Here is a 23,594-nt window from a genome sequence, read left to right as displayed (position 1 = left end):
GGCCGATGCGGGTTCCAGCGGCCCAGGCGATGGGCGCGCCGAATACCACACCCTCAGAAATCGCCGGTGATGCCGGCCTTTGCGCCGACGGAGTTCTGACCGCTACCGTCGACGTTGAACCGGATGCCGCCTTCGATCCGCCAGGCCTCCTGCGTTTGTAGCGACAGGCCCGCCGAGACCGAGCCGAAGGCGCCGGAACCGTCCAGGCCGGAGAAGCCGCCGGTCACTCCGACCTTCGAGGTAAGCACCATGTCGCCCCCCAGCGCGAACGACCGGGCGATTTCCGCCCCGAGGCTGACCCGGAACTGTTCCTCGTTGAAGCCCTCGAGGTAGATCATGTCGCCGTCGGCATTCTTCACGGCGTAGTCGTCGACCGTTTCCGAGAAGTAGACGGCCCTGAACTTCGGGATGAGCACGGTATCCTCATCGAGTTGCAGCTGTCCGGTGAGCGAGGTGTCGAACATCCAGCGCTGCGTCTCGAAGTTGCCATCCCAGAAGGTCGTGCCGATTTCATTGAACGAGCCGCCATAGAGCAGGCTCGCATCCCAGAACAGACCCTTGGCGATCTCGAACGAGGCATAGGGGCCGGCCAGCCAGCCATTGCCGCTCAGCTCCGCGTCCTCGTCGGTCGGGTCCGACATGTTGTCGTAGTGGAAGGAGAGACCGAGCAGTGCCTTCTCCGACAGGAGGTAGTCGGCGCCGAAGTTGATCATGGCGAAGCTGCCCCAGCGGCCATCGTTCTCTGCGCGGTTATGCAGCGCGAACGTGCCGTCGACCCAGATGTTGAAGGGCGCGGCATAGTCGCCGCCTTCATTGGCTCCAGCCAGCTGCGTCAGGCTGGTGGCGAAGCTACCGGTCAGGCCGGTTTCCGACGGTGCCATGTAGGCGCTGACCGGGTCGGTGGCGGTTTCCATCCGTCGCCGGTCTATCAGGCCGGGCACCTTGATCGTCGAGGAGATCAGGCTCTGGCGTGAGCCGATGAAGCCATGCACCAGGTCATCGATTTGCTCTGCCACCTCTTGAGCATCATAGGCAAGCGCGTAGGTCACGGTTCCGGTGTTGGAAACGCCGAGCGCACTGGTCAGCTTGAAGCCGACCTTCACGGAGCCGGAGTAAGCGGGGTTCGGGACGAACTTCAGATACCAGCTGAAAGGCATGGGATCGATCGCGGCGAATTCGCCGAGAATGATGCTCGCCGTGCCGGCGTTGGGTGGCTCCACGAAGGTCAGGTCCGCCGAAGTGAACGGGCCGCCGGTTGCGCCGGCTTCCAGGTTGACGTTGACGGGCGACGAGCCCGCCGGCACGTCGACGCTCTTGTCGGTGACGCTGACAGCACGTTCCTTCACCTCGAGCGTGTAGCTTGCCGTTCCGGTCGCGCCGTTGCCATCACGGACCTCGATGGTGAAACTGTAGCCCTTCACCTCGGCATCCGCGTCGAGCGGGCCGGTGAGTTCGCCACCCGGCAGGAGCGTCATGCCCCCGGGCAAAGCGCCGGAGACAACACTGTAGGTCGTCGTCCCTGTTCCGCCTGCAGCGGAAATCAGCTGGCTATAGTCCTCGCTGGGCATGGCGTCTGCCAATGCGCCGGCGGGGGGCGAGAAGGTAAAGGTCACAGCCTGCTGGACGGTGAGGCTATAGGCCGGGGAGGACGCGGGCTCATTGTTGGTATCGCCGGCATACTCGGCGGTGATCGAGTGCGAGCCGACTGTAAGGGCCGCCGTCGAATAGGTCGCCGTCGTGCCCGAGATCGTGTCGGTGCCGAGCGTGGTCGAGCCGTCCTTGAAGGTGACGGTGCCGCCCGGCGACGCGCCGCCATCAAGCGTCGCGGTGAAGGTCACCGACGTTCCGAGGATCGGTGCACTGTCGTCAGCAGAGACAGTGAGCGTCGGCGTGGCCAGGCCGACGGCGAAGCTCTGCTGGATCTGCGCCGCCGCGTTCCAGTTTGTGTCGCCAGCCTGGTTGCCGTTGATCACACAGGTGCCTGCGCCGGTAAAGGTGACCGTGCTCCCGGCAAGGTCGCAGCCCGTGCTGGAGGCGTCGAGTGAATAGGACACCGTAAGGAAGCCGCTGGAAACCGCGGTGATCGTGTAGGGCGTCCCAGCCGCCGTCGCGTCGGTCGGCGCGGTCGAGGTGAAGCTGATGGTCTGGTTACCCTTGGCAATGGTGACAGTGGTGACGGGAGTCGCCGCGGTGATTGGCGGCGCCTGGCCGTCGGTAACCTGCACGATGTAGCTGAACGTACCCGCGACGGTCGGTGTGCCCGAGACAGTGCCTGTCGCCGAGTCGAGGGTGGTGCCTGGCACGAATGCACCGGCCTGTAGCGCGTAGGTGAAGGGCGCAAGGCCGCCCGAGACTGTGTTCGTCTGGCTGTAGGGTTCGCCCACCTGGAGACCGGTCGCGGCATCCGCCGTCAGCGCCAGAGTGGCCGGCGTCACTGTGAAGCTCTGCACGACGTCGGTAGCGGCCTCCCAGTCGTCATCGCCCGCCTGACTGGCAGTGATCGAGCAGAGGCCGCGGTCGACCAGCGTCAGGGTCGTGCCTGAAACCGTGCAGATGGTCGGCGTGGTGGAAGCGAAGCTGACCGGCAGGTTGGAACTGGCGGTGGCCGAGAGCAACGGCGGAGACGACGAGAGCGAGATGTCTGACAGAGCGTCGAAACTGATCGTCTGCGTGCCCATGGCGACGGTGATGCTGTAGGTCCGAGTGCGGGAATAGGGCCCGCCGCTCCCCACCGTCGAGCTGTCGGTCGCGGTGACATTGAAGTTGAAGGTGCCCATTGCCGTGGGCGTGCCCGAAACGATGTCGCCGTTCAGAGAAAGCCCCGGTGGCAGAACGCCACTGGTTCGCCCAAAGGTGTAGTCCGCGGTGCCGCCGCTTGCCGAGAAGGCTTGCGAATAGCTGGTGCCGACAGCGCCATTTGGCAGCGCACCGGCGCCCGGCGATAGGTTGATGGTTGGTGCCGCGATGCTGAGCTCGAGTGGGTCGCTGGCTTGGGTGAAGGGCCCGGTGCCCGTCGAGGAGTCCGTCACATGGACGGTGAAGGTAAAACTGCCGCTCGCCATCGGGGTGCCGCTGATGCTGCAATCGCTGTTAAGCTGAGTGCCTGCCGGCAGCGCTCCGGAGGCCGGCGTGGTCGAGCAGCTATAGGGCGCCTTGCCGCCGCTGCTGCTGATCTGCACCCCAGAGAGCGTGGCGCCGCGCGTACCGTTGCCCGCCAGTGTCGACGAGAGCGTCGGATTGCTCACCGGCACCGTAACAGTCGCGGGAGCGGACGTTCCGCCCACATTGCTCGCGGTGAACGTGAAGCTGTCATTGCCGCGGAAACCGGTGGGCGCGCTGTAGGTCACGAGGCCGGCGGCATCGACCGAGACCGATCCACCTTGGGCCGTGGTCGCCGAGCCCACTGCATAGTTGGTCGGGCTGTTGGTTGCGCGGCCGGCGACGCTGAACGTTATCCCCACAACGTCATAGGCAACCGAAGAGGCGGTATGGGATGCCGTGACCGGCGGCGCGATATAGGTGAAGCTGGTCGATGCCGAGCCGCCCGCGGTGGTCACCACGACAGCAACCGAGCCGGCCGCATGCACAGGCGTTGTGAAGGCCACGGTGGTTGCGGTGATGCTGGTCGGCGTTACGGACACGCCGTCTACCGTCAACGTCGCGCTGGTCAGGTTGGTGCCGGTCAGCGTCACCGCGGTGCCTCCCGCCGTGGGGCCTCTGTCGGGCGAAGCTGTGTCGATCGTCGGCGCCGCGATGTAGGTGAACTGGTTGGCGCCCGCCGCTGCGCTGGTGCCGCTTGCAGTGGTGACGCGGACATTGACCGTGCCCAAACCGGCGGGGGAGGTCGCGGTGATCCGCGTCGCGCTGTCGACGTTGAAGCCAGCCGCCGGGGTCCCGCCGAATGAGACCGCCGTCGCGCCTGTGAAGGCGGTACCCGTAAGGGTGAGCGTGCTACCTCCGGCAACCGGGCCGGAGTCCGGCGAGACCGCCGTGACTGCCGGCGCCGGGATATAGGTGTAGCGGTCGGACGCGGAAATGGCGCTGGTGCCGTCCGGGGTGACAACCGTGACGTCCACCATACCCGAGCCCGCCGGCGCCGTCGCCGTAATCTGCGTGTCGCTGTCGATGGTATACGTGGCGGTGCTCACGCCGAACTTGACCGCGCCGGTCGAATTCGCCGCCGAAAAGCCGGTCCCGGTGATGACCACGGGAGTGCCGCCGCTCGCCGGGCCGGAACTCGGCGAGACAGCCGTGACTGCCGGCGCCGCCGCCTGAGCGGCGATCGGTGCGAGAAGCGTCAGAACCGCCGACAGTGCGAGCACCGCGATGGGCGTCCTGCGCCGGACGGTGTTCGACGGCAAACCAGGAGCGGGGAGCTCCTCCGCTCGAGCGGCGAGGAGAGACTGTTTCGAGCGCGGCTCAGCGCGCCAGCCGATCTGGTTGACTGATGCGCGTGCCGGCGAGGGCAGGGACAAGGCGCCGAGGATCGCGACCAGTCGCCCGAGCCACTCCCTGGCGCCCGCATTTCTACGGCAAACCTGAAACAGCGCGCAGATCATCTGCGCGGCCTTGAGCCCCGTGACCATAGTCAGACTGTCGCCCCCGCAACAACCCGTGCTCAATCGGCAAAAACGCCGACCGCACGGTGCACCACCGTGTTTGCGACCCTGCCGATGCTTCGGGAATCAGCTCAGCCTGCAATGAAAATCAGATAAGAAACGCAACCGAGTGAACTAGTGATGTCACTCGCAAGAACAATAGCCGTAAGCGATACAGAAGGATAGTGCCTGGACGAGCGCTGCCGCGGAGAAATAGCTGTTTAGCCGCATCGAGCAGCAGCATCGACAAGACTAGCGACGCGACAGCCGAGCAAGGGAGGCGATCGCAAGGTGCCGCCTTAGCGCGCAAGGCCCCACTCGGTGTAGAGCCGTTTGAGCTGACGCATCGAGTCGATCTCGACCAGTGGCAGTCCGACAGCCCTCAGGCGGGTCCGATCGCGCTCGCGGCGGGTCGGCTGGACGACGAGAATCCAGCGAATCATCTCCCACTTGAGGCTGTCCCTGTTGCCGGCCAGCGCCCCGACGCGCTGCTTCTGGAACAAGGTGCGCCACAGGTAGCGGCGAAAGTTCGCCCAGTGGTTGTCGTAGAGCAGGATGAGCCCGGTGGCGCGGGCGAAGCGTTGTGGCATCAGGCTCGAATAATTGCCGTCCATCACCCAGCGCTCCCCGAGGATCGCCGCATCGTGCAGCGCGTGAAACTCCTCGTCAGGCCGCTGTACCCAGTTGGTGTTGGGCAAATGCCGGAACAGGTCGACATGGAACGGCTCGGCCCCGATCTTGTTCGCCAGCGCGACAGCGAGCGTCGACTTGCCGGAGTTCGACGGGCCGCAGATCATGATGCGTTCGCCAAGCGCCGAGAGTGGCAGCACGTCCATTTTCACCCCCCAATGTTCAGTAAGCCCCGCGTGGGGGACGCGGCTTATACTGCATCCCGCCCGGCGAGGCGAGACGTCAGATCGGTGATGCTGCGGATCGCCTGCCGTGCGTCTCGCGGCTATAGATCGCAGCATGAATGACGTTTCGCGCGCCGCCGACCGGAAGACCCTGAGTGCCCTCGCAGCCGCCTGGCTGCTTGGCCTCGTGGCCTTCGTGGTCATTTCGGCATGGCTCAGCATCACCGACGCGCAGCGGCAGCTCGACGCGCGCGGCGCTGAGCTGCAGCGCACCATCGGTCAGGCGACGGCGCAGCACGACGCGCACCTGACCAGCCTTGCGACCCTCGCGATCGCCAGCGACCCGCCACCGTTGGAGCTGTTCAGCCAGCTTGCCGACAGCATCATCCGGTTCTATCCACGCATCACCTCGATCGCGCTATTGGACAGCAGCCTCGTAGCGCTGGCGGTCAGTGGCGAACCGCCTGCTATGAGCCAGCTTCAGCAGTTCGAGCGCGCCGCGCCGTCGCTGCCACGCGGCACCTCCACGATGATTGCCGACCCTTCAGGTGCCGGCGGCTACCAGCTGCTGAAGCGCACCTCGGACGAGGCGGGGCGTTTCCTCATCGCGCTGAGCATCGATGCCTCCCGGCTGCTGGATGACCCGGATCTGCCGCCCGGGCTGTCACTGCAGCTCGCGAAGGGGGACATAGTCCTGGTCGATGATCGGTCGTCGGCCGCCGGCTTGGGCGAGGTGACGCTCGCCGGCTCGTGGCTGGTCCCCAGTGTGTCGCAGCCGCTCTCGCTTCGATTGCAGCAGCGGATCACCGTGGCAGAGGTGCTGGCGCTTGGCCCGCTGCTGGTGTTCGCCCTGAGCACGCTTGTGCTCGTTGCTGCCGCCTATCTGCTGCTGCAGCAGCGCCGGGCGACGGCAGAGGCGCGGGAGCGCCAGCAGGCGCAGGAGCACCAGTTGCGGCTCGAACATGCGGCCCGGGTCAATTCGATGGGCGAGCTGGCCTCGGGCATCGCCCACGAGCTGACCCAGCCGCTGACGGCACTGTTGAGCCAGAGCCAGGCCGGCCTGCGTCTGGCCGAGCACAGCCCTCCGGACAGCGCCGCCCTCGCTGGCGTGCTCGAGGCCAATGTGCGCCAGGCCCGCCGCGCTGCCGATATTCTCGGGCGGTTGCGCGCCTATGTCAGCAAGTCGCCCACGACGCCGCAGCCGAGCGACCTCAACCGCGTCGCCGCCGAAGTCGCCAGCCTGCTCGCCGCCGACCTCCGGGAGCGGGCCGTAACGCTCGAGGTCATCCCATCGAGCGAGCTGGCGATGGTCCTCGCCGACCCCATTGAGCTCGAGCAGGTGCTGCACAACCTCGTTCGCAACGCCGCAGACGCCATCGAGGCCTCCGGGCAGGGGAACCGGGTCGTGGTCACGGTCACGGCGGATGCCGAGCAGGTCCGAGTCCGGGTTAGTGACAACGGACCGGGGGTACCGGCCGACGTCCTGCCGCACCTGTTCGAGCCGTTCTACTCGACCAAGCCCACTGGCATGGGCCTTGGCCTGCCGCTCTGCGAAACGCTGGTCGAGCGCTTCGGCGGCAGCGTCGAGGCTGCCAACAATCCGGAGGGCGGCGCGAGCTTCACCGTGACGCTGCCGCGCCATCGCGGGGGCGCACCGAGATGATCAAGACCCCGATCTATCTCGTCGATGACGATGAGGCCGTGCGCGACGCGCTGTCGTTGCTGCTCGGGACCTACGGCTATGCCGTCAGCACCTACGCCGACCCAACGAGCTTCCTCGCCGCATCCGCAGCGCTGCAGCCGGGGTGCCTCTTGGTCGACCTCAGGATGCCGGCTGTCTCGGGTCTGCAACTGCAGGAGCGGCTCAGCGAGCGCGGCATCGACTGGCCATTCATCGTCATCACCGGACACGGCGACATCCACGCCTGCCGACGCGCCTTCAAAGCCGGCGCCGTCGACTTCCTGACCAAACCGATCGACGAACAGGTGCTGGTCGAAGCGGTGCAGGCAGCACTCGCGCGGCTGGATACGCAGCAGGAGGACGACGAGGCGCGGCAGCTGCTGGCAACGCTCACCGACCGCGAGCGCGAGGTGCTCGACATGGTGAGCCGCGGCTGGGCGACGAAAGAAATCGCCGAGACGCTGGCCATCTCGCCGCGCACCATCGATACCCACCGCGCCCACATCGCTGAAAAGCTCGGCACCAGTTCGGTCGCCGAGTTCGTCCGCATCGTTGCGGCGGCCGCCCGTCGGTAGCGCTACCGACCTGCCTCGGGCGGCTCACCGATAGTGATCGAGGCCGGGAGCGGTCAGATTTCCGGGGTCAACGGCGCCATGCGCCACCCACCTTCCGGAGTATCCCATGCCCAAGCTCTCCCTCGCCCTCGCCGCCGTCCTCGCGCTCACCGGCGTCGCCAATGCCGCGACCCTCAGCGAAAAGAACATGCCGCTCGATGTTGCGACCAGGCTCGCTCAGTCGGCGGTCGAGGCCTGCGCCGCCGACAAGTACAACGTCTCGGTCGCCGTGGTTGATCGCGCCGGCAACCTCCGCGCGCTGCTCCGCGCCGACGCCGCCGGTCCGCACACCCTCGATTCCGCTACCCGCAAGGCCTACACCTCGGCCTCGACCCGTACCCCGACGGCCGTGATGGTCGAGAACATCGCCAAGAACCCATCGGCGGCCGAGCTGACCACGCTCGAGGGCTTCCTGGTGCTCGCCGGCGGCGTGCCGGTGAAGTCGGGCGACGAGACCATCGGCGCTATCGGCGTGGGCGGTGCACCCTCGGGCGCCATCGATGAGGCCTGCGCCGTCGCGGCCATCGACGCCAATGCCGAACTGCTGAAGTAAGCGACTTTCCTCCGCGGCTTGGCTGCGGCTACAATGTGGGAAGGGCGGTGCACATGCACCGCCTTTCGTTCATTGGAGGAGAGCGTCATGGCCAAGGTCGTCATCATCGGAGGCAGCGGCCATGTCGGCACTTACCTCGTGCCTCGCTTGGTCGAAGCCGGTCATCACGTCATCAACGTCACGCGCGGCCACCGCAAGCCGTACACGCCCAATGCTGCGTGGGGCAGGGTGGAGACGGTCCTCATCGATCGCGAGGCCGCCGAGCACGAAGGCAGTTTCGGCACTGCGATTGCGGCGCTTGAGGCCGACATCGTCATCGACATGATCTGCTTCGTGCTGCCGCGCGCCCAGCAACTGGTCGAGGCGCTGCGCGGCAAGGTGCAGCATTTCATCCACTGCGGTACCATCTGGATCTATGGCCACAACACTGCCGTGCCCGCCACCGAAGACCAGCCGCGCAACCCCTTCGGCGAGTACGGCACGCAGAAGGCGGCGATCGAAAGCTACCTGCTCGACGAGGCGCGCCGCCACGGCTTTCCCGCCACCGTCTTCCGTCCCGGCCATATTGTCGGTCCCGGCTGGGCGCCGCTGAACCCGGCCGGCCACTTCAACGCCGAGGTGTTCTCGCAGATCGCCCGCGGCGAGGAACTGGTCCTGCCGAACTTCGGGCTCGAGACCGTGCATCACGTCCACGCCGACGACCTGGCGCGGCTGATCATGGCGATCATCGCCAACCGCTCCACGGCCATCGGCGAGGCCTTCAACGCCGTTTCGCCGCAGGCGATCAACCTGCGCGGCTACGCCGAAGCAATGTACCGCTGGTTCGGCCATGAACCGAAGCTCAGCTACCTGCCGTTCGAGCAGTGGAAGGCTGGGCAGGACCCCGACGACGCCAACGCCACCTGGGAGCATATCGTCCGCAGCCCCAGTCATTCGATGGAGAAGGCAAAGCGCCTGCTCGGCTTCGCCCCACACCATTCCTCGCTGGAAGCGGTGCAGGAGGCGGTCAGCTGGCTCGTCGCCAACGGCAAGGTCCAAGGTCCGCAAGACTAGTGAAATCGGCTCATGGCACACCATCGCTCACCACGAGGTAAGCCAATGACCCACAGCTACGAAGACCGCATCAACCGCGTCACCGCCTATATCTACGAGCATCTCGACGAGCCGCTCGACCTCGAGCGTCTTGCCGATGTCGCGGCGATGTCGCCCTGGCACTGGCATCGCGTTTATTCGGCGATGCGCGGCGAGACCGCGGCAGCAGCGGTCCGCCGCCTCCGCCTGATGCGGGCCGCCAATGAGCTGGCCAATTCCGACGCGTCGGTTGAGGCCATCGCCAGGCGTTCCGGCTACGACAACCTGCAGTCCTTCACCCGCATCTTCGCCGAGGCCTACGGCATGCCGCCGGCCCGCTATCGCCGCGAGGGCAGCCACACCGCATTCAACCCGGCGCAGAACGGCGCCCCGACCCCACACTACGCCGTCGAGATCCGCCACCTGCCGGCGATAACCATCGCCACCGAGCCGCATCTCGGCGACTACATGAATATCGGCATGGCGTTCGATGTGCTGTTCGGTCGCCTGGGCGCCGCCGGCCTGATCGACCAGAGCACCCGCATGTTCGGCGTCTATGGCGATGATCCGAGCGCCGTGCCGGTAGACGAGCTCCGCTCGTCGGCGGCTGCGACGCTCAGCTCTCCGCCGGCGGGTCTGCCGGTCACCACGACGCGCGCCGGCGACTATGCCGTGCTCCGCCACCAGGGGCCCTATGCCGATATGCGCGCCGAGTACAATTGGCTGTTCGGCACCTGGCTGCCGCAGTCCGGCCGCGACATTGCCGACGCGCCGGTCCTGGAGGAATATCTCAACAGCCCGCGCGACACCGCGCCGTCCGAGCTGCTGACCATCCTCTACCTGCCGCTGGTGTGAAAGATGGGAAAGACCTGGACCGAAAAGCTCAACGCTCTAGCCGAGCCGGTGGTGAAGCCGGCCCCGATCAGCATCGCCGGCATGTGCGCCGGCCAGATCATGCTGGTGCCCACGGCGCGGATGATCGCCGACTTCATGTCGGCCATCCCGCCGGGCCACAGCGTCGACACCAAAGCGATGCGCCGCGAGCTGGCGGAGCGCCACCATGCCGAGGTGACCTGTCCGATCTACACCGGCTACCACCTCCGCACCGTCGCCGAAGCCGCCCTCGAGGCCTACGCAGCCGGCGTGCCGGTCGAGGCGATCACCCCGTTCTGGCGCGTTCTCGATGCAGCGAGCCCGACTACCGGCCGCCTGCCGAACGGGCCAGCCTTCGTCGCCACCCGTCGGGCGGCCGAGCGCTGAGGGTAGGGGACGCGAAATTTTCTCCCGGTCCCCCTTCACTGTGTCATTGCCCTTCTCTAACAAGGGCCGAGCAATCGATTGCACGGACAAGGGGTCACGCACATGTCTACCATCATCGACATCACCGGCCGGCAGGTCTTCGACAGCCGCGGCAATCCGACCGTCGAGGTGGATGTGGTGCTCGATGACGGCAGTTTTGGCCGGGCCATGGTGCCCTCGGGCGCCTCGACCGGCGCGCATGAGGCGGTGGAGCTTCGTGACGGTGGCAAGCCGTTCCTCGGCAAGGGCGTCACCAAGGCGGTCGATTTCGTCAATACCGAGATCTTCGCCGAGATCCAGGGCCTCGACGCGCTCGACCAGATCGGGGTCGATCGGGCCCTGATCGAACTCGATGGCACCCCGAACAAGTCGCGGCTCGGCGCCAACGCCATCCTCGGCGTCTCGCTCGCCGTGGCCAAGGCGGCGGCCGAATCGAGCGAACTGCCGCTCTACCGCTATATCGGCGGCCCCAATGCCCATGTCCTGCCGGTGCCGATGATGAACATCATCAATGGCGGCGCCCATGCCGACAACCCGATCGACATGCAGGAATTCATGATCCTGCCGGTCGGCGCCGAGAGCATCGCCCATGCGGTGCAGATCGGCTCGGAGATCTTCCACACCCTGAAAAAGGGTCTCGCGGCCGACGGCCACAACACCAATGTCGGCGACGAAGGCGGTTTCGCGCCCAACCTCAAGTCCGCCGAAGCGGCGCTCGAGTACATCGTCAAGTCGATCGAAAAGGCCGGCTACACCGCCGGCAAGGACGTCTATCTCGGCCTCGACTGCGCCTCGACCGAGTACTTCAAAGCCGGCAAGTACGCCATGGAAGGCGAAGGCAAGACGCTGTCGTCGGAAGACAACGCCAAATTCCTCGCCGGCCTCGTCGACAAGTTTCCGATCATTTCCATCGAAGACGGCATGGCCGAGGACGACTGGGAGGGCTGGAAGACGCTCACTGACCTGCTCGGCAAGAAGGTGCAACTGGTGGGCGACGACCTGTTCGTCACCAACACCGAGCGCCTGCGCTCCGGCATCAAGATGGGTGTCGCCAACTCGATCCTCGTCAAGGTGAACCAGATCGGCTCGCTCTCCGAGACGCTCGACGCCGTCGATACCGCCCATCGCGCCGCCTACACCTCGGTAATGTCGCACCGCTCGGGCGAAACCGAGGATTCGACGATCTCGGATCTCGCGGTCGCCTGCAACTGCGGGCAGATCAAGACCGGCTCGCTCAGCCGCTCCGACCGGCTGGCCAAGTACAACCAGCTGATCCGCATCGAAGAGCAGCTCGGCACCTCGGCCAAGTATGCCGGCCGCAGCATTTTGAAGGCGTGACCTGGAGCGAGATCAGGAAAAGTTGCAGACTTTTCCGGTTCGATCTCGCGACAAACAAGCACTTGGAGCAGGATTGCGATTCAACGAAACGCAATCCCGCTCCAAAACCCTGACACGCGGCGGTAGCTGAATCGGCTACCGTCGCCTGATGACCGACCACCTCCGATATGCGGGCTTGCCCGCCGCCACCCAGGCCGAAGCTCTGCGCGACATCATCCGCGCCACGCCGCTGCTGGTCGATGTGCTCGAGCGGCTGCCGGCGTTGCACCTGCCCGACAGCTGGCTGGTCTCCGGCGCCATCTACAACACGGTCTGGAACCACCTGACCGGGCGGCCGCCGTTGACCGGTATCAACGACATCGACCTGTTCTATTTCGACGCCTCGGACCTGAGCTACGAGGCCGAGGACCGCGCCATCAAGCGCGCCGACCAGGCCTTCGCCGGCCTGCCGCTGCCGGTGCAACTGCGCAACCAGGCGCGGGTGCACCTGTGGTACCCCGAGCGCTTCGGCGAGCCCTATCCGGCGCTGAGCTCGTCGCGCGATTCCATCGACCGCTTCGCCTCGCTCACCCATGCCGTCGGCGCGCGGCTCGATGGCAGAGGGGAGATCGAGCTTTACGTCCCCTTCGGCCTCGACGACCTGTTCAGCTTCCGTCTCGTGCCGAACCGGCGGATGAACAACCGCGCCACGCACGAGAAGAAGGCGGAGCGGGCAAGGTCGGTGTGGCCGGAGATTGTTGTGGAGGCTTGGTAGGCCTTCCACTGGCATTGAAAGCGTCGCTTTGGACTGAGGCTATCCAGGGCCATCGTGGCTCGGCGCACCCCCTCCCAACCTCCCCCGTCCAGGGGGAGGTGCCGATCGAGCTTGGGGCACGATCGAGTTACACCCACCAGCCGGCACCCTCCCCTTGACGGGGAGGGTTGGGGAGGGGTGTGCCACGCGCTCGAAGCCTCGATTAGCCGGCCCCCCCTTCACCTAAAGCCCGCCTCCCGCAACCACCCGTTAAGCCGCGGTGAACTATAAAGGCCCTGCAAGAGAACCAGGCGAAGCTCGTCCATGCCCACCCGTTTGAAACGTCCAGCCTTCTGGCGCCATGTCGTCCTCGGTCTGGGACTCATCGCCTTCCAGGGCTATCTCGGCTACAGTGTCGTTACCGGGCAGTTCGGCATCGAGAGCCAGGATGTGCTCGAGGCCGAGATCGATGAGCTCGGCGCCAAGTCCGGAGCGCTGCAAGCCGAGATCGACTCGTTCCGCCACCGGATCGAGCTGTTCCAGACCACGCGGATGGATCCGGACCTGGTCTCGGAGCGGGCCCGGGCGCTACTCTCGATGGCGCAGGCCGATGACATCGTGGTGATGGTCAATCCGGCCAACGGTAAACCACTTTCCAGTTCAGACACTGCATCAACCACAGATCAGTTAAGCGGAATTATCGAAGACGGTATAGACTGATAGCTCCGTTTCTTCACACGCCGCGCGGATTCGCCTCCGTCACATTATTGCGCTAAGCTCCGCCGGTTCGCGGCTCCTGTGCCGTGCGACATCGATGCGGCTTATCCATATTCCGGAGCTCTCGCCCATGGCGCGTAAAGCGGTGGCCAAAACGGCCAAGTCCAATGTCCCCGAACTCAGCAAGGAACAGGAACTCGCCGCGTACCGCGAAATGCTGCTGATCCGCCGCTTCGAGGAGAAGGCGGGCCAGATGTACGGCATGGGCCTGATCGGCGGCTTCTGCCACCTCTATATCGGCCAGGAAGCCGTGGTCACCGGCGTCACCATGGCGTCGAAGAAGGGCGAGGACGCCCAGATCACCGGCTACCGCGACCATGGCCACATGCTGGTCATGGGCCTCGACCCCAAGGGCGTGATGGCCGAGCTGACCGGCCGCCAGGGCGGCCTGTCGAAGGGCAAGGGCGGCTCGATGCACATGTTCTCCAACGAGCATCGCTTCTATGGTGGCAACGGTATCGTCGGCGCCCAGGTGTCGCTCGGCACCGGCCTTGCCTTCGCCAGCAAGTACCGCGGCGACAACACTGTTTCGATTTCCTATTTCGGCGACGGCGCGGCCAACCAGGGCCAGGTCTATGAGAGCTTCAATATGGCCAAGCTCTGGAACCTGCCGGCCGTCTATATCGTCGAGAACAACCGCTACGGCATGGGTACCTCGGTCGAGCGTGCCTCCGGCCAACCGGATTTTTCGAAGCGCGGCATCTCCTTTGGCATCGACGGTGAGCAGGTCGACGGCATGGATGTCCGCATGACCTATGACGCCGCCAAGCGCGCCATCGAGCATGCACGGTCGGGCAAGGGCCCCTACATCCTCGAGATGCTGACGTACCGCTATCGCGGACACTCCATGTCCGACCCGGCGAAATACCGCAGCAAGGACGAAGTCTCGACCATGCGGGCCGAGCACGATCCGATCGAGCAGGTAAAGCAGCGCATCCTCGAGAAGCGCTACGGCACCGAGGAAAGCCTCAAGGAGCTCGAGACCGAGATTCGCGCCATCGTCACCGAGGCGGCCGACTTTGCCACTTCCGATCCGGAGCCGGCGGCGTCGGAGCTCTGGACCGACATCTACGCGGCATGAGGCGGATCCGGTGGCCGGCGCGCTCATCGCTATCGTTGCCGTCGCCACAGTCGGCGCCTGGCTGGTGGCGTTGATAGCGGTGCTGCAGATCGTTGCGCTGACGCCCGCCGGGCAACGGTGGAAGAGCTGGTTTGCCCTGGGCGGCTGGCGCTTCGGCGAAATTCGCGCCGCTGCCGGAGCCGCGGTCGAGCCGCATATCCGGCGCTACCGGATGGCGTTTCTGGTCTTCATGCTGGCGGTGATCGCCGGCGCGGCTGCCGGTATCCTGCTCGGTGCCGAGCAGCAGAACAATACCCATGAGGACCAAGCCGTCCTCGCCAATCCATCCTCCAGTCTGGAGAGCTGAATGCCCACGATCCTGATGCCCGCCCTCTCGCCGACCATGGAAGAGGGGAAACTCTCGAAATGGCTGGTCAAGGAAGGCGATACGGTAAAGCCCGGCGACGTATTGGCCGAAATCGAGACCGACAAGGCGACGATGGAAGTCGAAAGCGTCGATAGCGGCGTGGTGAACAAGCTTATCGTCCCCGAGGGCACCGAGGGCGTGAAGGTGAACGCCCCGATCGCCATCGTTCTGGGTGAGGGCGAGGAGCCGGGCGACGTCAGCGCCCAGCCGGCCCAGCGTACACCCGAGACGGTTTCCGCTGCTGCGGTCGCGGAAGCTGTGGCGTCGCCGACGCCAACGGCGCCAGCGGGCGTCGCCCCGGTGTCGATCCTCGAAGCCGCATCCGATCCCGATCTGCCTGCCGGCGTCGAAATGGTCGAAATGACCGTCCGCCAGGCGCTGAACGAGGCGATGGCCGAAGAGATGCGCCGCGACAAGGATATCTTCCTGATGGGCGAGGAAGTGGCCGAGTATCAGGGCGCCTATAAGATCAGCCAGAACCTGCTGCAGGAATTCGGCCCAGAGCGCGTTGTCGATACCCCGATCACCGAGCACGGCTTTGCCGGCCTCGCCGTCGGCGCGGCCTTTGCCGGCCTCCGCCCGATCGTCGAGTTCATGACCTGGAACTTCGCCATGCAGGCGATCGACCAGATCATCAACTCCGCCGCCAAGCAGCTCTACATGTCCGGCGGTCAGGTCACCGCGCCGATCGTGTTCCGCGGTCCTAACGGTGCCGCCGCCCGCGTCGGCGCGCAGCACAGCCAGGACTATTCGGCCTGGTACAGCCACGTGCCCGGGCTCTACGTCGTCGCGCCCTATAGCGCCGCCGACGCCAAGGGCCTGCTCAAGGCGGCGATCCGTTCCAACAACCCGATCGTCTTCCTCGAGAACGAAATCCTCTACGGCTCGACCGGCCTCGTGCCCAAGGTCGACGACTACGTGCTGCCGATCGGCAAGGCGCGTATCGCCCGGCAGGGCAAGGACGTCACCATCGTCTCGTTCTCGATGGGGATGCGCTACGCCACCCAGGCAACCGAGAAGCTGGTTGCGGCCGGTGTCGATGTCGAGCTGATCGACCTGCGCACGCTGCGTCCGATGGACACCAGGACGGTCGTCGAGTCGGTCAAAAAGACCGGCCGCCTCGTCACTGTCGAGGAAGGCTGGCCGCAGGGCGGCATCGGCGCCGAACTCTCGGCCGTCGTCACCGCCGAGGCCTTCGACTATCTCGATGCGCCGCCGACCCGGGTCACCGGCAAGGATGTCCCGATGCCTTACGCCGCGAACCTCGAGAAGCTGGCTTTGCCGAATGTCGATGAGGTCATCGCGGCGGTGAACGCCGTGACCTATCGGAGCTGACGCTGATGGTGACCGAGCTCGATCGGAAGTTCCTCGATGCAGCCTATAAGGAGGCCCAGCTGGGCCTCTCGGAGGGCGGCATCCCGATTGGCTCGGTGCTGGTGCGCAACGGCGAGATCATCGGCCGTGGCCACAATCGGCGCGTGCAGAAGGGTGATCCGATCCTGCATGGCGAAATGGACGCGATCCAGAACGCCGGCCGGCAGCGCACCTACAAGGACGTGACCTGCTACACCACGCTCAGCCCCTGCATGATGTGCACCGGCACCATCATCCAGTTCGGCATTGCGCGCGTGGTGGTAGCAGAATCGAAGAATTTCAAAGGCTTCCAGGATGTCCTGTCACTGGCCGGCGTTGACGTGGTGGACTACCACGACGAACGCTGCGAGCACATGATGGCGGATTTCATCGAGAAGCATCCGCAACTCTGGAACGAAGATATCGGCGAGTAAGGCACCATGAGCATCAACATCACCATGCCCGCGCTCTCTCCCACCATGGAAGAGGGCAAGCTCGCCAAGTGGCACGTCAAGGAGGGCGATAGCGTCTCCTCCGGCGACGTGATCGCCGAGATCGAGACCGACAAGGCGACGATGGAAGTCGAGGCCGTCGATGAGGGCAAGATCGGCAAGATCGTCGTCCCCGAGGGCACCGAGAACGTCAAGGTCAACGCAGTGATCGCGGTGATCCTCACCGAAGGCGAAACTGCCGCCGACGTGAAGACCCCAGCGCCAGCCGCTGCCGCTCCTGCCGCCAAAGCCCCGGAACCGGCGAAGGCCGAGGCTCCGGCCGCCGCGCCCGCTCCTGCTGCTACCCCGGCCCCCGCGCCGGCGAAGCCTGCCGCTGCTCCCGCCGCGAACGGCGCCCGTGTCTTTGCTTCGCCGCTGGCCAAGCGCCTCGCCAAGGACGCCGGCATCGAGCTCAGCGCCATCGCAGGCTCGGGCCCGCATGGCCGCGTGGTGCGTTCCGACGTCGAAGCCGCCAAGTCCGGCAAGGCGCCATTGAAGGCTGCTGCGGCGCCTGCAGCCGCGGCTGCATCGGGTGGCGCTGCGCTTGCCGGTGGCATGAGCAAGGCACAGGTCATGGCCCTCTATCCCGAGGGCAGCTACGACATCGTCCCCAATGACGGGATGCGCAAGGTCGTGGCGGCGCGCCTCACCGAGGCCAAGCAGACCATTCCGCATTTCTACCTGTCGCTCGACTGCAAGATCGACGCTCTGCTCGAAGCGCGCGAACAGATCAATGCCGCCGCGCCTCTCAAGGACGGCAAGCCCACCTATAAGCTCTCAGTCAACGACTTCGTCATGAAGGCCTGGGCCGCAGCGCTGATGAAGGTGCCGACCGCCAACGCCACCTGGGCGGGGGACTCGATCCTCTACCACAAGCACGCCGACGTGGCGGTTGCGGTGGCCGTGCCGGGCGGGCTGTTCACCCCGGTGGTCAAGGCCTGCGATACCAAGTCGCTGCGCCAGATCTCCGATGAAGTGAAGGATCTCGCCGGCCGCGCCCGTTCCAAAAAGCTGATGCCGCAGGAATACCAGGGCGGCACCTCCTCGGTCAGCAACCTCGGCATGTATGGCATCAAGAACTTCCAGGCCGTCATCAACCCGCCGCACGGCACCATCCTTGCGGTCGGTGTCGGCGAGGAGCGGGTCTACGCCGAGAAGGGTCAGGTGAAGGTCGCCAACTTCATGACCGTCACCTTGAGCTGCGATCACCGCGCGGTCGACGGCGCGCTCGGCGCCGAAGTGCTGGCGGCATTCAAGGGCCTGATCGAAAACCCCGTGATGATGCTGGCTTGAGGGCAGGGGCTTCGCGATGAAGACCATCCTCGCTTTCGGCGACAGCCTCACCTTCGGCGCCAACCCGATCCCCGGTGGCCCGCGCCATCCTTACGAGGACCGCTGGCCGACGGCGCTCGAGCGCGCCCTCGACGGCAAGGCCCGGGTTATCGCGGAAGGACTTGGTGGCCGCACTACCGTGCATGACGACGGCTGGGCCGCTGCCGATCGCAATGGTGCGCGGCTGCTGCCGACGCTGCTCGAGTCGCACTCGCCGCTCGACCTGGTGATCATCATGCTGGGTACCAATGACCTGAAGCCGTTCCATGGCCGTACGGCGCAGGAAGCGGCCAACGGCATGCGCCGGCTGGTGCAGATCACCCGCGGGCACTACCAGAAGCCCGGCGACATCGCGCCGAAGATTATCCTCGTGGCGCCGCCGCATATCAGCGACACCGATCATCCGGAGATGCTGCTGCATTTCGGCGACGCGGCGATCGACCAGTCCAAGCTCTTCGCGCAGTGGTACAAGCTGCGCGCCGACGAATACGGCACCGGGTTCTTCGACGCCGCGACCGTCGCCCAGCCGCACCCGGCTGATGGCGTACATCTCGATGCTGCCAACACCCGCGCCATCGGCGAGGGCCTCGCACCGCTGGTCAAACAGGTATTGGGCCTGTGACCGCCCCGATCGCCATTCGCCCGGCGACCAAGGCTGACGCGAGTGAGATCGCGCTCCTGGTCAACATCGCGACCCATGGCGGCATCGGCTTGGGCTGGGCGTACGATGCGCGCTCGAACGGCACTTATGACCCGATCGAAGTTGGTCGGCTGGATATGCTCGACGAGCGCGACGAACTGAACTGGCGCAATGCCACGATCGCCGAGAGCGATGGCGAAGTGGTCGGCATGCTGCTCGGCTACCCGGAGCCTGACGACATGGGCTCGTTTCCCGGCGACCTCGAGGACTTTCTGGTTCCGATCGTCGAGCTCGAGTGGCTGTCCGGCGGGCACTGGTTCATTTCGACGCTGGCGGTGCATGCGCCGTGGCGTGGGCATGGCGTTGGCAGCCTGCTGCTCGAGCTGGCCGAGACGAAGCGCGCCGAAGCCGGCAGCGCCGGCCTGGCGCTGATCACTGAAGACGTGAACGTACGGGCAAGAGAGCTCTACGAGCGCGAAGGTTTCAAGGTTTCCGCGTCGCGGCCGATGCGCAACTACCCAAACGGGCCGGCCCGTGGCAGCGACTGGCTATTGATGATGAAGGACCAACAACATGGCTGACTCATACGATCTCATCGTCATCGGCGCCGGTCCGGGCGGCTATATCGCCGCGATCCGCGCGGCGCAGCTGGGTTTGAAGACCGCCATCGTCGAGCGCGAGCACATGGCCGGCATCTGCTCCAACTGGGGCTGTATTCCGACCAAGGCGCTGCTGCGCTCCGCCGAGATCTACGGCCATATGGGCCACGCCAAGGACTATGGCCTCTCGGCCGGTGAGTTCGGCTTCGACATTGCCGCCATCGTCGATCGCTCGCGCAAGATCGCCGGGCAGATGAACAATGGCGTCCAGTTCCTGATGAAGAAGAACAAGGTCGACATCATCTGGGGCGAGGCGCAGCTGACGGCGCCAGGCGAGATCGTGGTCAAGAAGATGACCAAGAAGCCAGTCGAGCCGCAGTGGCCGCAGCCCAAGACCGTTCTGCCCGAAGGCACCTACAAGGCCAAGCACATCATCATCGCCACCGGGGCGCGGCCGCGCGTCTTGCCCGGCATCGAGCCCGATGGCGAAAAGATCTGGACCTATTTCGAGGCGATGAAGCCGGCGAAGTTCCCAAAGTCCCTGGTGATCATGGGGTCGGGCGCCATCGGCATGGAGTTCGCCTCGTTCTACCGCTCGCTCGGCGCCGAAGTGACGGTGGTCGAGCTGCTGCCGACCATCCTGCCTGTCGAGGATGCCGAGATCGCCGCGCATGTGAAGAAGCGCTTCGAAAAGCGCGGCATCAAGATCATCACCGACGCCAAGGTGTCGAAGGTCGATAAGACCAAGGACGGCATCACCGCCCATATCGAGCCCAAGACCGGCGACAAGCTGACGATTTCGGCCGATGCGCTGATCTCGGCCGTGGGTGTCCAGTGCAATACCGAGAATCTCGGGCTCGAAAAGCTCGGGGTGAAGATCGAGCGCGGCGCGATCGTCATCGACAATTACGGCCGCACCAATGTGCCGGGCGTCTGGGCCATCGGCGACGTCGCGGGCCCGCCGATGCTGGCTCACAAGGCCGAGCACGAGGCGGTGATCACCGTCGAGACCATTGCCGGCCTCAAGGGCGTGCATGGCCTCGACAAGCTGAAGGTCCCGGGCTGCACCTATTGCGAGCCGCAGGTGGCGAGCGTCGGGTTGACCGAAGCCAAGGCCAAGGAAGCTGGGCGCGAGATCAAGGTCGGCCGCTTCCCGTTCGTCGGCAATGGCAAGGCCATCGCCCTCGGCGAACCCGAGGGGCTGGTCAAGACCATCTTCGACGCCAAGACCGGCGAGCTGCTCGGCGCCCACATGGTGGGTGCGGAAGTGACCGAGCTGATCCAGGGTTTCGTCGTCGCCATGGGCCTCGAGACCACTGAGGAAGAGTTGATGCACACCATCTTCCCGCACCCGACCCTTTCTGAGACCATGAAAGAGTCGGTACTCGACGCCTACGGCCGCGCGCTCAACATCTGAGAAGCGCGTAGCGGCCAAACCAAATGAATCACCCGGTTCCACCCGAGGACATTCCGTTCATGTCGCCAGAAATCACCTCGCTGCTCATCTTCCTCGGCATCGGCCTCGTCGCCGGCTGGATCGCCAGCCTGATCCTGGGCGGCGGCGGGCTGCTGCGCAACCTGATCGTCGGCGTCATCGGCTCGGTCGTCGGCGCCTACCTGCTGACGCTGGCCAAGGTCGAGCTGCCGATCGGCAATGCCCTGGTCAGCCAGATCGTCACTGCCACCATCGGCGCCATCGTGGTGCTGCTGATTGCACGGCTGATTACCAAATAGAGCAGGCCGGCCGGGGTTGAACCTGCCATGTCGAGACGCGATATCGAAATCGGGTCAAACGGGGGTAAGACAATGGGTCTGCCGGAAAAGCAATTTGGGGGAGAGTCTCAAATGGGTCGTATGGACACGCGCTCGCTGGTCATCTTTCTCGTCATCGGTCTCGTCGCTGGCTTCCTTGCCAGTCTCGTGGTCGGCGGCGGCGGGTTGATCACCTATCTGGTGAGCGGCGTCATCGGTTCGTTCGTGGGCGGTTATCTGTTCACTGCCCTCAATATCAACCTCGGCATCAAGAGCCCGATCGTCACGCAGATCATCACTTCGACGGTTGGTGCTATTATCGTTGTCGTCATTGCCAGGCTCATTGCCGGCTAGGAACGCCTCTTGGTTACGCTGATCGACAGCTTAGACACCCGCCCGCGGCATCCGGAAAAGGCCAATCGGCCCGAAAACGAGATGCTGCGAAAGCCGGACTGGATCCGGGTCAAGGCACCGGGCTCTCCCGTCTACAAGGAGACCCAGCAGATCGTGCGCGAGAACGGTCTCGTCACCGTCTGCGAGGAAGCCGGCTGCCCGAATATCGGCGAGTGCTGGAGTAAGAAGCACGCCACCATGATGATCATGGGCGAGATCTGCACCCGCGCCTGCGCCTTCTGCAATGTGCGCACCGGGTTGCCGACCGCCCTCGATCCGATGGAACCCGAGAAGGTCGCTAACGCCGTCGAAAAGCTCGGCCTTGCCCATGTGGTGATCACTTCGGTCGATCGCGACGATCTGCCGGATGGCGGCGCCGAACACTTCGCCCAGGTGATCCGCGCCATCCGCGCCCGCACGCCCAAGACCACCATCGAGATCCTGACGCCGGATTTCCTCCGCAAGGACGGTGCGCTCGAGATCGTCGTCGCGGCCAAGCCCGACGTCTTCAACCACAACCTCGAGACGGTGCCGTCAAAGTACCTCAAGGTCCGTCCCGGCGCCCGCTACTTCCATTCGATCCGCCTGCTGCAGCGGGTGAAGGAACTCGATCCGACCATGTTCACCAAGTCCGGCATCATGGTCGGGCTCGGCGAGGAGCGGAACGAAGTCTTGCAGCTGATGGACGACCTGCGCTCGGCCGATGTCGATTTTCTGACCATCGGCCAGTACCTGGCGCCAACCAAGAAGCACCACCCGGTACAGCGCTTCGTCACCCCCGAGGAGTTCAAGTCGTTCGCCACGGTAGCGACGACCAAGGGTTTCCTCTTGGTTTCGTCGAGCCCGCTGACCCGCTCGTCGCATCACGCCGGCGAAGATTTCGAACAGCTTCGCGCCAACCGGATGGCCAAACTCGCCCATGGCTGATCTCTTCCTCGAGCGGCATTCGCCGCATTTGCCGCAGCGCATGTTCGATCTGGTCTCCGACCTCGAGGCCTATCCGCGCTTCATCCCCAACTGCAAGGCGATGGAGGTGCGCGACGACGCCACCGGCGAGGGCATCCTGGCGCGGATGACCATCCAGTTCGGCCCGATCACCCAGGCCTATACCAGCCGGGTGGTCGCCGACCCGCAGGCGCTGACCATCACCGCCAAGGCGGTCGACGGGCCATTCGCCTACCTCGACAGCAAGTGGAGTTTTGAAGCGGAAGGCGAGGGGACCCGCATCCGCTTCGACATCGACTTCAAGATCGCCAATCCACTGGTCGCCGCGGTGGCTGAGCCGGCCTTTGCCGCCAAGCAGACCGAAATCATCGACGCGTTTGAGGATGAGGCCGATAGGCGGTTTGGGTAGGGGTTGGGAGCTTCCGGCTACGGACTTGCCCCGTTAGCTCACCCACATACTCGATGTCATCCCAGCGAAAGCTGGGACCCATCCAACCGCTTGCACTGTGGCGAGTTGGGTCCCAGCTTTCGCTGGGATGACACCGGTAGGTGTTGCACAATCGTGGTGGCAAGCCAGCCTGCAGCCGCAACCTAAGCCTTCGCCGCCTTCAGCAGCAGCTTCAGCGCCTGCACCACGGTGGCGTGCCGCACTTCGTCACGATTGCCGGGAAACACCTTCTTGAGGTGGGTGGTACCGGCCTCGGTGGCGACCGAAAAGTGCACCAGCCCGACCGGCTTGTCGGCGCTGCCGCCGGTGGGGCCGGCAATGCCGGTGACCGCAACCGCCACATGGGTGCCGGCAGCGCCGATCGCCCCGTCGGCCATGGCCATCGCAACTTCCTTCGATACCGCGCCGAACTGCTTCAGCAGGCCGAACGGCACGCCGATCATCGAGATCTTGGCCTCGTTGGCGTAGCTGACGAAGCCGCCATAGACCACGTCGGACGAGCCGGAGATGGCGGTCAGCGCCCCGGCAATCAGCCCGCCGGTGCAGCTCTCGGCCGTCGCCACGGTCATCCCGGCGGCCTTGAGGGCGGCAACGGTTTCCTCAGCGAGGGCGGCGATATCGTCGGGCAGCTTCATC

At 65.3% G+C, this 23,594-nt stretch carries 24 protein-coding genes; 21 read left to right on the top strand and 3 right to left on the bottom strand.

Annotated elements, in window-relative coordinates:
• Window positions 1–53: 53 nt before the first annotated feature.
• Both ACSQ23_RS10710 and ACSQ23_RS10705 read right to left on the bottom strand, forming a co-directional pair.
• The gene (locus tag ACSQ23_RS10710; RefSeq protein ID WP_436090616.1) at window positions 54–4,586 is read right to left on the bottom strand and encodes an IPT/TIG domain-containing protein; all 4,533 of its coding nucleotides are present in this window, start codon (window positions 4,584–4,586) and stop codon (window positions 54–56) included.
• 311 nt (window positions 4,587–4,897) lie between these two features.
• Window positions 4,898–5,434, bottom strand: a complete 537-nt coding sequence (locus tag ACSQ23_RS10705; RefSeq protein WP_248310514.1) for an AAA family ATPase — start codon at window positions 5,432–5,434, stop codon at window positions 4,898–4,900.
• A 133-nt stretch (window positions 5,435–5,567) separates the two neighbouring features.
• Between ACSQ23_RS10705 and ACSQ23_RS10700 the strand changes: the two genes are divergently transcribed.
• From ACSQ23_RS10700 to ACSQ23_RS10600, 21 genes are all read left to right on the top strand, one after another.
• Window positions 5,568–7,115, top strand: a complete 1,548-nt coding sequence (locus tag ACSQ23_RS10700) for a sensor histidine kinase (RefSeq protein WP_436090615.1) — start codon at window positions 5,568–5,570, stop codon at window positions 7,113–7,115.
• Complete coding sequence (locus ACSQ23_RS10695) at window positions 7,115–7,708, top strand: response regulator transcription factor (RefSeq protein ID WP_200940427.1); 594 nt, start codon at window positions 7,115–7,117, stop codon at window positions 7,706–7,708. The genes ACSQ23_RS10700 and ACSQ23_RS10695 overlap by 1 nt, the downstream gene beginning before the upstream one ends.
• Window positions 7,709–7,814: 106 nt before the next feature.
• Window positions 7,815–8,300 (top strand): GlcG/HbpS family heme-binding protein, encoded by a 486-nt coding sequence (locus ACSQ23_RS10690; RefSeq protein WP_436090614.1) that lies wholly within the window; start codon window positions 7,815–7,817, stop codon window positions 8,298–8,300.
• 87 nt (window positions 8,301–8,387) lie between these two features.
• The gene (locus ACSQ23_RS10685) at window positions 8,388–9,353 is read left to right on the top strand and encodes an NAD-dependent epimerase/dehydratase family protein (protein ID WP_436090613.1); all 966 of its coding nucleotides are present in this window, start codon (window positions 8,388–8,390) and stop codon (window positions 9,351–9,353) included.
• A 45-nt stretch (window positions 9,354–9,398) separates the two neighbouring features.
• Window positions 9,399–10,226 carry an AraC family transcriptional regulator gene (locus tag ACSQ23_RS10680; protein ID WP_436090612.1) on the top strand — a complete coding sequence of 276 codons (828 nt, stop codon included), beginning with the start codon at window positions 9,399–9,401 and terminating at the stop codon, window positions 10,224–10,226.
• Window positions 10,227–10,229: 3 nt separating this feature from the next.
• Window positions 10,230–10,631 (top strand): hypothetical protein, encoded by a 402-nt coding sequence (locus ACSQ23_RS10675; protein ID WP_436090611.1) that lies wholly within the window; start codon window positions 10,230–10,232, stop codon window positions 10,629–10,631.
• Window positions 10,632–10,733: 102 nt separating this feature from the next.
• Window positions 10,734–12,008 carry a phosphopyruvate hydratase gene (gene eno, locus ACSQ23_RS10670; protein ID WP_436090610.1) on the top strand — a complete coding sequence of 425 codons (1,275 nt, stop codon included), beginning with the start codon at window positions 10,734–10,736 and terminating at the stop codon, window positions 12,006–12,008.
• A gap of 148 nt (window positions 12,009–12,156) precedes the next feature.
• A complete protein-coding gene (locus ACSQ23_RS10665) occupies window positions 12,157–12,762 on the top strand; it encodes a nucleotidyltransferase family protein (RefSeq protein ID WP_436090609.1) in 606 nt (201 codons plus the stop codon).
• A 303-nt stretch (window positions 12,763–13,065) separates the two neighbouring features.
• A complete protein-coding gene (locus ACSQ23_RS10660) occupies window positions 13,066–13,461 on the top strand; it encodes an FtsB family cell division protein (RefSeq protein WP_055877826.1) in 396 nt (131 codons plus the stop codon).
• 127 nt (window positions 13,462–13,588) lie between these two features.
• Window positions 13,589–14,599 (top strand): pyruvate dehydrogenase (acetyl-transferring) E1 component subunit alpha, encoded by a 1,011-nt coding sequence (gene pdhA / locus ACSQ23_RS10655; RefSeq protein WP_055877824.1) that lies wholly within the window; start codon window positions 13,589–13,591, stop codon window positions 14,597–14,599.
• Between the two features lie 10 nt (window positions 14,600–14,609).
• Window positions 14,610–14,945, top strand: a complete 336-nt coding sequence (locus tag ACSQ23_RS10650) for a hypothetical protein (RefSeq protein WP_436090608.1) — start codon at window positions 14,610–14,612, stop codon at window positions 14,943–14,945.
• Entirely contained in the window at window positions 14,946–16,340 is a 1,395-nt protein-coding gene (locus tag ACSQ23_RS10645; protein WP_436090607.1) for a pyruvate dehydrogenase complex E1 component subunit beta, read from the top strand.
• Between the two features lie 5 nt (window positions 16,341–16,345).
• The gene (locus tag ACSQ23_RS10640; protein ID WP_436090606.1) at window positions 16,346–16,792 is read left to right on the top strand and encodes a nucleoside deaminase; all 447 of its coding nucleotides are present in this window, start codon (window positions 16,346–16,348) and stop codon (window positions 16,790–16,792) included.
• Window positions 16,793–16,798: 6 nt separating this feature from the next.
• Window positions 16,799–18,142 carry a pyruvate dehydrogenase complex dihydrolipoamide acetyltransferase gene (locus ACSQ23_RS10635; protein ID WP_436090605.1) on the top strand — a complete coding sequence of 448 codons (1,344 nt, stop codon included), beginning with the start codon at window positions 16,799–16,801 and terminating at the stop codon, window positions 18,140–18,142.
• A gap of 16 nt (window positions 18,143–18,158) precedes the next feature.
• The gene (locus tag ACSQ23_RS10630) at window positions 18,159–18,803 is read left to right on the top strand and encodes an SGNH/GDSL hydrolase family protein (RefSeq protein ID WP_436090604.1); all 645 of its coding nucleotides are present in this window, start codon (window positions 18,159–18,161) and stop codon (window positions 18,801–18,803) included.
• On the top strand, window positions 18,800–19,402 hold the full coding sequence (locus ACSQ23_RS10625; RefSeq protein WP_436090603.1) for a GNAT family N-acetyltransferase: 603 nt from the start codon (window positions 18,800–18,802) through the stop codon (window positions 19,400–19,402). Before ACSQ23_RS10630 ends, ACSQ23_RS10625 begins: the two co-directional genes overlap by 4 nt.
• Window positions 19,395–20,837 carry a dihydrolipoyl dehydrogenase gene (gene lpdA, locus ACSQ23_RS10620; protein ID WP_055996396.1) on the top strand — a complete coding sequence of 481 codons (1,443 nt, stop codon included), beginning with the start codon at window positions 19,395–19,397 and terminating at the stop codon, window positions 20,835–20,837. The genes ACSQ23_RS10625 and lpdA overlap by 8 nt, the downstream gene beginning before the upstream one ends.
• Before the next feature lie 59 nt (window positions 20,838–20,896).
• Complete coding sequence (locus ACSQ23_RS10615) at window positions 20,897–21,154, top strand: GlsB/YeaQ/YmgE family stress response membrane protein (protein WP_055879759.1); 258 nt, start codon at window positions 20,897–20,899, stop codon at window positions 21,152–21,154.
• A gap of 120 nt (window positions 21,155–21,274) precedes the next feature.
• Window positions 21,275–21,526 (top strand): GlsB/YeaQ/YmgE family stress response membrane protein, encoded by a 252-nt coding sequence (locus tag ACSQ23_RS10610; protein WP_055877802.1) that lies wholly within the window; start codon window positions 21,275–21,277, stop codon window positions 21,524–21,526.
• A gap of 9 nt (window positions 21,527–21,535) precedes the next feature.
• Window positions 21,536–22,492: a lipoyl synthase gene (lipA, locus tag ACSQ23_RS10605; protein ID WP_436090602.1), complete on the top strand. Its 957-nt coding sequence runs from the start codon at window positions 21,536–21,538 to the stop codon at window positions 22,490–22,492.
• Entirely contained in the window at window positions 22,485–22,919 is a 435-nt protein-coding gene (locus ACSQ23_RS10600) for a type II toxin-antitoxin system RatA family toxin (protein WP_055877795.1), read from the top strand. The genes lipA and ACSQ23_RS10600 overlap by 8 nt, the downstream gene beginning before the upstream one ends.
• Window positions 22,920–23,101: 182 nt before the next feature.
• Here ACSQ23_RS10600 and ACSQ23_RS10595 read toward each other — a convergent pair whose 3' ends face one another.
• A complete protein-coding gene (locus tag ACSQ23_RS10595; RefSeq protein WP_055881320.1) occupies window positions 23,102–23,593 on the bottom strand; it encodes a CinA family protein in 492 nt (163 codons plus the stop codon).
• Window position 23,594 lies beyond the last annotated feature (1 nt).

Origin of the sequence: Devosia sp. LjRoot16 (assembly GCF_964252795.1) — a bacterium.
GTDB lineage: Bacteria > Pseudomonadota > Alphaproteobacteria > Rhizobiales > Devosiaceae > Devosia_A.
Note: the sequence above shows the minus strand (reverse complement) of the source record. Positions and strands in the feature narration are given on the sequence as shown.

Excerpts from the sequence above, each read along its gene's own strand:
- ACSQ23_RS10685 (WP_436090613.1), top strand. The coding sequence starts at position 8,388 with ATGGCCAAGGTCGTCATCATCGGAGGCAGCGGCCATGTCGGCACTTAC.
- ACSQ23_RS10665 (WP_436090609.1), top strand. The coding sequence starts at position 12,157 with ATGACCGACCACCTCCGATATGCGGGCTTGCCCGCCGCCACCCAGGCC.
- ACSQ23_RS10615 (WP_055879759.1), top strand. The coding sequence starts at position 20,897 with ATGTCGCCAGAAATCACCTCGCTGCTCATCTTCCTCGGCATCGGCCTC.
- lpdA (WP_055996396.1), top strand. The coding sequence starts at position 19,395 with ATGGCTGACTCATACGATCTCATCGTCATCGGCGCCGGTCCGGGCGGC.
- ACSQ23_RS10610 (WP_055877802.1), top strand. The coding sequence starts at position 21,275 with ATGGACACGCGCTCGCTGGTCATCTTTCTCGTCATCGGTCTCGTCGCT.
- ACSQ23_RS10705 (WP_248310514.1), bottom strand. The coding sequence starts at position 5,434 with ATGGACGTGCTGCCACTCTCGGCGCTTGGCGAACGCATCATGATCTGC.
- ACSQ23_RS10680 (WP_436090612.1), top strand. The coding sequence starts at position 9,399 with ATGACCCACAGCTACGAAGACCGCATCAACCGCGTCACCGCCTATATC.
- ACSQ23_RS10645 (WP_436090607.1), top strand. The coding sequence starts at position 14,946 with ATGCCCACGATCCTGATGCCCGCCCTCTCGCCGACCATGGAAGAGGGG.
- ACSQ23_RS10710 (WP_436090616.1), bottom strand. The coding sequence starts at position 4,586 with ATGGTCACGGGGCTCAAGGCCGCGCAGATGATCTGCGCGCTGTTTCAG.
- ACSQ23_RS10660 (WP_055877826.1), top strand. The coding sequence starts at position 13,066 with ATGCCCACCCGTTTGAAACGTCCAGCCTTCTGGCGCCATGTCGTCCTC.
- ACSQ23_RS10700 (WP_436090615.1), top strand. The coding sequence starts at position 5,568 with ATGAATGACGTTTCGCGCGCCGCCGACCGGAAGACCCTGAGTGCCCTC.
- ACSQ23_RS10635 (WP_436090605.1), top strand. The coding sequence starts at position 16,799 with ATGAGCATCAACATCACCATGCCCGCGCTCTCTCCCACCATGGAAGAG.
- ACSQ23_RS10675 (WP_436090611.1), top strand. The coding sequence starts at position 10,230 with ATGGGAAAGACCTGGACCGAAAAGCTCAACGCTCTAGCCGAGCCGGTG.
- ACSQ23_RS10690 (WP_436090614.1), top strand. The coding sequence starts at position 7,815 with ATGCCCAAGCTCTCCCTCGCCCTCGCCGCCGTCCTCGCGCTCACCGGC.
- ACSQ23_RS10630 (WP_436090604.1), top strand. The coding sequence starts at position 18,159 with ATGAAGACCATCCTCGCTTTCGGCGACAGCCTCACCTTCGGCGCCAAC.
- pdhA (WP_055877824.1), top strand. The coding sequence starts at position 13,589 with ATGGCGCGTAAAGCGGTGGCCAAAACGGCCAAGTCCAATGTCCCCGAA.
- ACSQ23_RS10640 (WP_436090606.1), top strand. The coding sequence starts at position 16,346 with ATGGTGACCGAGCTCGATCGGAAGTTCCTCGATGCAGCCTATAAGGAG.
- ACSQ23_RS10600 (WP_055877795.1), top strand. The coding sequence starts at position 22,485 with ATGGCTGATCTCTTCCTCGAGCGGCATTCGCCGCATTTGCCGCAGCGC.
- ACSQ23_RS10595 (WP_055881320.1), bottom strand. The coding sequence starts at position 23,593 with ATGAAGCTGCCCGACGATATCGCCGCCCTCGCTGAGGAAACCGTTGCC.
- eno (WP_436090610.1), top strand. The coding sequence starts at position 10,734 with ATGTCTACCATCATCGACATCACCGGCCGGCAGGTCTTCGACAGCCGC.